The sequence below is a fragment of the Sediminimonas sp. genome, assembly GCF_024637375.1.
Lineage (GTDB): Bacteria > Pseudomonadota > Alphaproteobacteria > Rhodobacterales > Rhodobacteraceae > Sediminimonas.
Genome location: NZ_JAGXFK010000076.1, coordinates 1 through 7,715, shown reverse-complemented (window position 1 = coordinate 7,715; position 7,715 = coordinate 1). Strand labels below are relative to the sequence as shown.

Annotated in this window: 10 protein-coding genes; 7 read left to right on the top strand and 3 right to left on the bottom strand. The window is 64.3% G+C overall.

The genetic code is table 11. The features are described 5' to 3' along the window. The first annotated feature begins 150 nt into the window (after positions 1-150). Genes Q0L89_RS12165 through dnaQ form a run of 4 tightly spaced genes read left to right on the top strand, consistent with a single transcriptional unit; the run spans position 151 to position 2,852 of the window. Entirely contained in the window at positions 151-738 is a 588-nt protein-coding gene (locus tag Q0L89_RS12165; RefSeq protein WP_296765467.1) for a Maf family protein, read from the top strand. Continuing rightward, positions 735-1,568, top strand: a complete 834-nt coding sequence (locus tag Q0L89_RS12160; protein ID WP_296765464.1) for a shikimate dehydrogenase — start codon at positions 735-737, stop codon at positions 1,566-1,568. The genes Q0L89_RS12165 and Q0L89_RS12160 overlap by 4 nt, the downstream gene beginning before the upstream one ends. Continuing rightward, positions 1,565-2,167 (top strand): dephospho-CoA kinase, encoded by a 603-nt coding sequence (coaE, locus tag Q0L89_RS12155; RefSeq protein ID WP_296765470.1) that lies wholly within the window; start codon positions 1,565-1,567, stop codon positions 2,165-2,167. Before Q0L89_RS12160 ends, coaE begins: the two co-directional genes overlap by 4 nt. After that, on the top strand, positions 2,160-2,852 hold the full coding sequence (gene dnaQ / locus Q0L89_RS12150; protein ID WP_296765461.1) for a DNA polymerase III subunit epsilon: 693 nt from the start codon (positions 2,160-2,162) through the stop codon (positions 2,850-2,852). Before coaE ends, dnaQ begins: the two co-directional genes overlap by 8 nt. On the opposite strand, the gene secB is transcribed toward dnaQ, so the two are convergent. Continuing rightward, on the bottom strand, positions 2,849-3,349 hold the full coding sequence (secB, locus tag Q0L89_RS12145; protein WP_296765458.1) for a protein-export chaperone SecB: 501 nt from the start codon (positions 3,347-3,349) through the stop codon (positions 2,849-2,851). The genes dnaQ and secB overlap by 4 nt on opposite strands. A gap of 56 nt (positions 3,350-3,405) precedes the next feature. Continuing rightward, positions 3,406-3,918, bottom strand: coding sequence for an FxsA family protein (locus Q0L89_RS12140; RefSeq protein WP_296765456.1), 513 nt, complete (start codon positions 3,916-3,918; stop codon positions 3,406-3,408). Positions 3,919-4,026: 108 nt separating this feature from the next. Here Q0L89_RS12140 and Q0L89_RS12135 point away from each other — a divergent pair, with 108 nt between their 5' ends. The 3 genes from Q0L89_RS12135 to Q0L89_RS12125 are packed head-to-tail and all read left to right on the top strand — an operon-like array spanning position 4,027 to position 6,301. After that, entirely contained in the window at positions 4,027-4,686 is a 660-nt protein-coding gene (locus Q0L89_RS12135) for a Tim44/TimA family putative adaptor protein (RefSeq protein WP_296765453.1), read from the top strand. Beyond that, positions 4,683-5,720: an MltA domain-containing protein gene (locus Q0L89_RS12130; RefSeq protein WP_296765451.1), complete on the top strand. Its 1,038-nt coding sequence runs from the start codon at positions 4,683-4,685 to the stop codon at positions 5,718-5,720. Before Q0L89_RS12135 ends, Q0L89_RS12130 begins: the two co-directional genes overlap by 4 nt. Further along, positions 5,717-6,301 (top strand): Smr/MutS family protein, encoded by a 585-nt coding sequence (locus Q0L89_RS12125; protein ID WP_296765448.1) that lies wholly within the window; start codon positions 5,717-5,719, stop codon positions 6,299-6,301. Before Q0L89_RS12130 ends, Q0L89_RS12125 begins: the two co-directional genes overlap by 4 nt. On the opposite strand, the gene Q0L89_RS12120 is transcribed toward Q0L89_RS12125, so the two are convergent. Continuing rightward, entirely contained in the window at positions 6,284-7,513 is a 1,230-nt protein-coding gene (locus Q0L89_RS12120) for an MFS transporter (RefSeq protein WP_296765446.1), read from the bottom strand. The two genes, Q0L89_RS12125 and Q0L89_RS12120, sit on opposite strands and share 18 nt — an antisense overlap. Positions 7,514-7,715 lie beyond the last annotated feature (202 nt).

Genomic DNA, 7,715 nt, shown 5'->3' with positions numbered 1-7,715 from the left:
GTCAGACGGGCGAGCAGGCGGCCAAGCTCGGCCGGATCGAAGCGGGGCATGACAGGTCTCCAGAGCGGTTTCGGACCTCTGATACTAACCTGTTGGTGCCGAAGAACAAAGGCGGAACCAACACGATTTGCTGACACCGCCTCGCAGGGTGTGACGCTTGCTTCCGGATCGCAAACACGGCGGCAGATGCTTGCCAATGCCGGGGTGGATTTCAATGTGCAGATGGCCGGTGTCGATGAGGATGCGGTAAGAACGGCGCTGCAAGCCGAAGGTGCGATACCGCGCGACATCGCCGATGCCCTGGCCGAACACAAAGCGCGGCGCGTTAGCGCCAAGGCGCCCGAGCCGTTGGTGATCGGCTGCGATCAGGTGCTGGAGTTCGAGGGTGTATCGCTGTCCAAGTCTTCCGCCCGCGACGAGGCAGCGGCACAACTGCGCCGGTTACGCGGCCACACGCATTCGCTGCTGTCTGCGGCGGTCATCTACGAGGCGGGCGCGCCTGTCTGGCGCCATGTCGGCAAGGCGCGATTGCACATGCGTGCCTTTTCGGACATGTTTCTGGATGACTACCTAGACCGCAACTGGCCGGCTGTTCAGTCGTCAGTTGGCAGCTACCAGATCGAGAGCGAAGGTATCCGCTTGTTTTCCAGGATAGAAGGAGACTATTTTTCCATCCTGGGTCTACCGTTGCTGGAGGTTTTGACATACCTCACCCAGCGTGGAGTGTTGAAGGAATGACGCAGGACAGGATTCCGCTTGCCGGTGTGATCGGATCGCCGGTCGCGCACTCGAAATCTCCGCAGTTGCATCGCCATTGGCTACGTCAATACGGATTGCCCGGCTACTACATCCCGATGGATGTGGGGCCCGACGACCTGCGCCAGGTTATCGAAGCACTGCCCAAAGCCGGGTTCGTGGGTGCCAACGTCACCGTTCCCCACAAGGAAGCGATCATGGAAATCGCTGACCTTGCGACGGATCGCGCAACGCTGATCGGCGCGGCGAACACGCTTATATTTCGCCCCGACGGCAAGATTCACGCCGACAATACCGATGGCTACGGATTCATCGAAAACCTGCGCCAGGGGGCCCCGGACTGGGATGCCAAGGCCGGGCCATGCGCGGTGCTGGGCGCCGGGGGCGCGGCGCGGGCGGTTATTGTCGCGCTGCTTGATGCCGGCGTGCCCGAGATCATGCTTTCGAACCGCACCCGCGCGCGCGCCGAGACGCTGCAAAAGGAATTCGGAACCCGCATAACGGTGGTCGAATGGGTACAGGCCGGCAACATGCTGGAAGATGCAGCGACGGTGGTCAATACCACGTCGCTGGGCATGATCGGGATGCCCCCCTTGCGCGTGCCGCTGGACGGCCTGCAGCGCGGCGCAACGGTAACCGACCTCGTTTATGCCCCGCTGCAAACCCGGTTTCTGCAAACGGCCGAGGAAATGGGCTGCACCACCGTCGACGGGCTTGGCATGCTGCTGCATCAGGCCGTGCCCGGTTTCGAGCGGTGGTTCGGTCAGCGGCCCGAAGTCGATGCCGCCGCCCGCGCGGCCGTTCTGCGCTGATGTTCAAACTGGGGCTGACCGGCTCGATCGGGATGGGCAAATCCGCCACGGCTGATCTGTTCTGGCAACACGGCTGCGCGGTTTGGGATGCCGATGCCGCCGTTCATCGCCTGTATGAGCCCGGCGGACGGGCCGTTGCGCCGATCGGTGCCGAATTTCCCGGGGCCGTCGAGGATGGCGCCGTATCACGCGCGCGGCTGCGCGAGATCATCGCCGAAGATCCTGGCGCGCTGTCCAGAATCGAGAAAATCGTGCATCCGCTGCTGGCTTGCGACCGGGCCGATTTCGTTGCCGGCAGCTCGGCCGACATCGTGGTCTTCGACATTCCATTGCTGTTCGAAACCGGGGGCGACCGGGAAATGGACGCGGTCGTGTGCGTCGATGTCGCAGCGGACGAACAGCGCGCGCGCGTTCTGGCCCGGGGCACCATGAGCGAAGCGCAGTTCGAGGCCATCAAGGCCAAGCAGATGCCCAACCAAGACAAATGCGCGCGCTCCGACTACATAGTGGAAACCGACACCCCGGATCACGCCGCGCAACAGGTGCGTGCCATCGTCGAAGACATACGGAACAACCTGCGGAAGGCTAGCGATGCGTGAAATCGTGCTCGACACCGAAACCACCGGGTTCGACCCCGAACAGGGCGACCGGATCGTCGAAATCGGCGCCGTGGAGCTTTACAACCACATGCCCACGGGTCGGACCTTTCACGAATACGTCAACCCGCAACGCCCGATGCCGCAATCGGCGTTCGAGGTACATGGCCTGGGCGATGACTTCCTGCGCGACAAGCCGTTGTTCCACGTCGTCGCGCAACCCTTCCTGGATTTCGTCAAGGACGCCAAACTGGTGATCCACAACGCCGCCTTCGACATGAAATTCCTCAACGCCGAATTGCAGTTGTGCCGCCTTCCCGCTTTGCCCTGGGAACAGGCGATCGACACGCTGGCGATCGCGCGCAAGAAATACCCCGGCTCTCCGGCGACGCTGGATGCGCTGTGCCGCCGCTTCGGGATCAACAACGCATCGCGCACCCTGCACGGCGCGCTTCTCGATTCCGAGATCCTTGCCGAGGTCTACCTGGAACTGATCGGTGGGCGCCAGCCCGATTTCGGCCTTGCCGTTTCGGGCGATTCCGGTCGCTCACACGGTGACGCGGCGGCTTGGCGCCCCACGGCGCGGCCGCGGCCCTTGCCGTCGCGGCTGACGGAGAAAGAGGCCGCCGCCCACCGAGCTTTCGTTGAAGGCATGGGCGACGGCGCGCTTTGGAACAAACTGGATTAGGCGTCGGGCGTCTGCGCGGCCGGCTCGCCCTTCTGCGATTGGCGGCGGGCCAGCTCGTTGCGGTAAAGCTGCACGAAATCAATGTTGTCGAGGTTGAGCGGCGGAAAGCCACCATCGCGGGTGACGTCCGAGACGATGCGTCGCACGAACGGGAAGATCATGCGCGGGCACTCGATAAGCAGGAAGGGGTGCATCTGGTCTTCCGGAACACCCTCGACCTGGAACACCCCGGAATACTCAAGCTCCAGCAGAAACATCTTTTCGCCGCTCTCCTTGGCCGAGGAGTCGACGACGAGCTTCATGATCACCTCGTACTGGTGTTCGGCCTCGCGCTTCCTGGCATCGAGGTTGACCTGTACCTTGACATCGGGCTGCACCTCGCCCGAGGCACCTTTCTGCGCAAGGACATTCTCGAACGACATATCCCGGATGAACTGCGTCAGGATATTCATCTTGATTTGCGGCGCCTGCGCCTCTGAATTGCCGTTCTCGGCCATCTCCGGTCTCCAGAAAATTGTTGTCGGCGTTTACCTAGCAGGATGCGGATGCCGCCTCAATGCCTTGTCCGGTCGGCGCGCCCGGTGCCGTCGCGGTCTTGCGGGTCGACGATCTCGTACTCGCCCTCGATGATCTCGGGACGCCGCGCGGGGTGCGGCTCGCGCGGGTCGTGGCCGGCGGCGCCCGGCCCGCCCGGCGGCGGACCACGCCGCGAGTGATGAACGCGCACCCGCGCCCGCAAGAACAGGAAGACGGCGCTGCGAACCGCCGGGATCAGCAGGCCAAGGCCCACCGCGTCGGTGAAAAACCCGGGGGTCAGCAACAGCACCCCTGCCACGAGGATCATCGCCGCGTGCGCCAGCGGCTCGGTCGGGTCGCGCATTTCGGAAAACGACCGCTCCAGGTTGCCGATGGCAAGCCGTCCCTGGGTGCGCATCAACCACGTCCCCAACACGGCGGTCAGGATGACGATGGCAAGCGTTGGCATCGTGCCGATCGCGCCGCCGACCTGTATGAAAAGGGCGATCTCGATGATCGGAATGGTCACGAACGCCACGAACAACCACATAAGGAACCTCTTGCAATCTGTTGCCTGTGCGGTGGACTCGGCCGCATGCGTCACCTACATAGGTTTTAACGCGCCATGTTACCATGCCCCGCCCGTCAAGAGGACGCCATGAACTCACCTATCATTCAGCTTCTGGTTCTGGCCGGTATCGCTGTGTTCCTGATCCTGCGATTGAAAAGCGTCTTGGGCACTCGCGACGGTTTCGAGAAGAAGCCGCAGCCCGAAGCGCACCGCGGCGACGCGCGGCAACCCGCGTTCGAGGTGATCGAGGGCGGCCCCGACCGTGACATCACCGATCACGTCCCCGAAGACGGCCCCGCCGCCAAGGCGCTGGCCGAGATGAAGCGGGTGGAGCCGGATTTCAGCGTCGGCGAGTTCCTCGGCGGCGCGCGCGACGCCTACGAGATGATCCTGATGGCCTTCGAGCGCGGCACGATGGACGAGATTCGCGACTTTCTTGCCGAGGATGTGTACGAGTCGTTCAACGATGTCGTGACCCAGCGCGAGGAACAGGGGCTGACCATCGACGCCGAGTTCGTCGGCGTTCGCGAGCTGAAGATCATCCAGGCGACGTTCGACGATACGACCGGCCTGGCCGAGATCACGGTGCGGTTCGTCGGCGAACTCACCTCGGTCGTTCGCGACAGCGAAGGCCAGATCGTCGAGGGCAAACCGAGCGAGATCAAGCGCCAGAAAGATATATGGACCTTCGCGCGCTCGCTGGGCACGGATGATCCGAACTGGCAATTGGTCGCCACTGGCGAATGACGGGCCGGTTTCGGACCGGGGTGCTTGCCCTGATGGTCGTCTGGGCAACGGGAGCCATGTCCGAAACACGCACACGCGTTCTTGAGTTTTCCGATCTCGACGGGTGGGAAAACGACGACCACGCCAAGGCGCTGGACGTATTCCTTGATACCTGTACCGATCTGACCGCGCCCGACTGGGCCGCGCTTTGCGCCGTGGCGCAGAGCCAAGCCAGCGGGCGCGAGTTTTTCGAGCTTTTCTTTCGCCCTGTCCTGGTCGAGGACGGCCGCGACCCCCTTTTCACGGGCTATTTCGAGCCCCAGCTCGAGGGCGCGCTCGAGCGCAGCGACAGGTTCCGCCATCCTGTCTACGCCATGCCGCCAGAGGCAGAGCGCGCCGAACGCTGGCTCAGCCGGCGCGAGATCATGGAATCGAACAAGCTGGCGGAGCAAGACTTGGAAATCGCCTGGGTCGATGACCCGGTGGAGCTGTTCTTTCTCCAGATACAGGGGTCGGGGCGGATCCGCTTGCGCGATGGCTCCTACATCAGGTTGGGGTATGCCGGGTCGAACGGGCATCCCTACCGCTCCATCGGGCAGGAACTGATCCGGCGCGGCATCTACGACCGCCACCAGGTTTCCGCGCAGGTGATACGCAACTGGGTCGAGCGTAACCCCGAAAAGGGGCGCGAGCTGCTCTATCACAACCCCTCCTTCGTGTTCTTCCGCAGGGTCGACGAAGTGCCGTCCGACAAGGGGCCGCTGGGGGCGATGAACCGGTCGATTACCGCCGGGCGCAGTATCGCCGTCGACCCGGATTTCACCCCGCTGGGGGCGCCGGTCTGGATCGAAAAGAACGGCGCGCATCCGCTGCGGCGGTTGATGGTGGCGCAAGATACCGGCTCGGCCATAAAGGGGGCGCAGCGGGCCGATATCTACTACGGCAGCGGTGACGCGGCAGGCCGACTGGCCGGCAAGATGAAAGATGGTGGCCGCATGGTAGTCTTGATGCCTATCCAGCGCGCCTATGCCAGCTTGCGCGGGGGCATACAGTGAGCCGCCGCAAGCTGACCCCGGACGAGATCGCGCTGTGGCGACAGGTCGCCGAGACCGCGCACCGGCTCCACCCGGAGCGGGTGCGCCACGATCAACCCGGCCCCAAGCCGACGCCGCGCAAGACACCGGCAGGGCGGATCGAGCGGTTCACCGTGGGGCAGACAAGCCGGCCCGTCAAAGGCAACGACCACGACCTGTCTGCGCCGCTGTCCGAAAGGCTGGCCGACGCCCCCTTGCGCATGGATCGGAAAGCCTATGGCAGGCTCAAGCGCGGCAAGCTCCGCCCCGAAGCCCGCATCGACCTGCACGGCATGACGCTGGATCGCGCGCACGGGGCGTTGACCGCGTTCATTCTGCGCGCCCAGGCCGATGGCAAGCGGTTGGTGCTTGTGATTACGGGCAAGGGCCGCGACCGCGACGAAGACGGGCCCATCCCGGTGCGGCGCGGGGTGCTGCGCCACCAGGTGCCGGCCTGGCTTTCGGCGCCGCCGCTGGCGCAGGCGGTGCTGCAAATCAGCCAGGCGCACATTTCGCACGGGGGCGAAGGCGCCTATTACGTCTACCTACGCCGGGGCCGCTAGCATCGGGCGCGCCCGCCCCACGCCGATCACCATCAGCACCGTGGTGGCTACGAAATAGGCTGCCACGAACAGGTACTGCACCTCCAGCCCGAACCCGAGGTCGATCAGAACACCGGTGATCCCGGGCCCTATCGCGGTACCGAACACCATCACTGCCGCCGCCATCGCCTTGATCGAGCCGATATGCCGGGTACCGAAGAATTCGGCCCAGAACGCATTGGGCAGCACCGAGTTCGCCCCCGTGGTCAGCGCCACGAAGAACAGCCCGAAAAAGGCAACGGGCAGCGTTTCGGCGACAGCAAGGATGGTGAAACCCGCAACCATGGGTACCTGGAACCACGGAATAAGCCGCGCGGTGCCCAGCTTGTCCAGTGCCCAGCCGGACACCATCATTGCCACCACTACCAGCGCGACATAGGCGGGAAAGAGCGCCACCAGATCGACGTGCGCCCACCCCTTGATCCCGGCATAATGCACTTGGTGGAAAAAGAACGCGGTGCTGAAGGCCGGCGGCCCCAGCAGCGCCGGCACCATGAACCAGAACAGCGAGTGGCGGAAGGTCTGGTTGCGGGTCCAGTGTCGGTTGAGCATCCCGGCCGATTGCTCGGAGGATGCCCAGGATTGCGGCGTGCGTTCGCGCGTCAGCAGCCCGATCAGCACCGGGATGCCCGCCAACGCGATCACCGCCGCCAGTATCCACAGCAGACGCCAGTCGAAATGTACCATCAGCGCCACGAAGGTCAGCGGCAGAAGCGCCTCGGCGGCGGTGTTGCCAAGCGAGGCGATCGACAGCGCCTTGCCGCGTGAGGCGATGAACCAGCGCGACATCGCCACGACCGCGATATGGCTGGTCATGCCCTGTCCGGCAAAGCGCAGCGCGAAGATCACCAGCGGCAGCAGCCATGCCGCTGACACCGTGGCCATGAGCAGGCAGGCCAGCGCCAGCAGCACCAGAACCGCCGCACCCAGGGCGCGCACGCGCAGCCGGTCGGTGAGCCCACCCGCCCAGATCATCACGATGGCCGAGGCGGTGGTGCCCAGCGTGTAGATGCCGCCCCATTGCCCGTTGCTGAGCCCGAAGGCGGCCCGGATTTCCCCTGCGAACACCGATATGAAATAAGTTTGCCCGAAGCTGGACAAGAAAGCCAGCAGAGCGCCGGCCCCAAGCCAACGGGCATTTTCGATGATGAAGCCGCCTGTGCGCATGGGCATCAGATGTCGCCCGAATGACCTGCGGCGGCAAGGGGTATTCGGCGGTGCGTGCGGTTGCGTGCTAGTGTTCACCACCTGACAGAAAGTTCCCAGTCTGCCTCTGGTGTGCCCCCGGTTTCTCGGAGCGAGGTTCGAGAGGCCGCAATGCGGGACGAAGCGGGCGCTTGGGTCGGTTTGGGAAGTGGTCAAGATGGCCTGGAGG

What these genes read in the sequence shown, in the direction of transcription:
- Q0L89_RS12160 (WP_296765464.1), top strand. Translation starts at nt 735, where the DNA reads ATGACGCAGGACAGGATTCCGCTTGCCGGTGTGATCGGATCGCCGGTC.
- dnaQ (WP_296765461.1), top strand. Translation starts at nt 2,160, where the DNA reads ATGCGTGAAATCGTGCTCGACACCGAAACCACCGGGTTCGACCCCGAA.
- secB (WP_296765458.1), bottom strand. Translation starts at nt 3,349, where the DNA reads ATGGCCGAGAACGGCAATTCAGAGGCGCAGGCGCCGCAAATCAAGATG.
- Q0L89_RS12140 (WP_296765456.1), bottom strand. Translation starts at nt 3,918, where the DNA reads ATGTGGTTGTTCGTGGCGTTCGTGACCATTCCGATCATCGAGATCGCC.
- Q0L89_RS12135 (WP_296765453.1), top strand. Translation starts at nt 4,027, where the DNA reads ATGAACTCACCTATCATTCAGCTTCTGGTTCTGGCCGGTATCGCTGTG.
- Q0L89_RS12130 (WP_296765451.1), top strand. Translation starts at nt 4,683, where the DNA reads ATGACGGGCCGGTTTCGGACCGGGGTGCTTGCCCTGATGGTCGTCTGG.
- Q0L89_RS12120 (WP_296765446.1), bottom strand. Translation starts at nt 7,513, where the DNA reads ATGCCCATGCGCACAGGCGGCTTCATCATCGAAAATGCCCGTTGGCTT.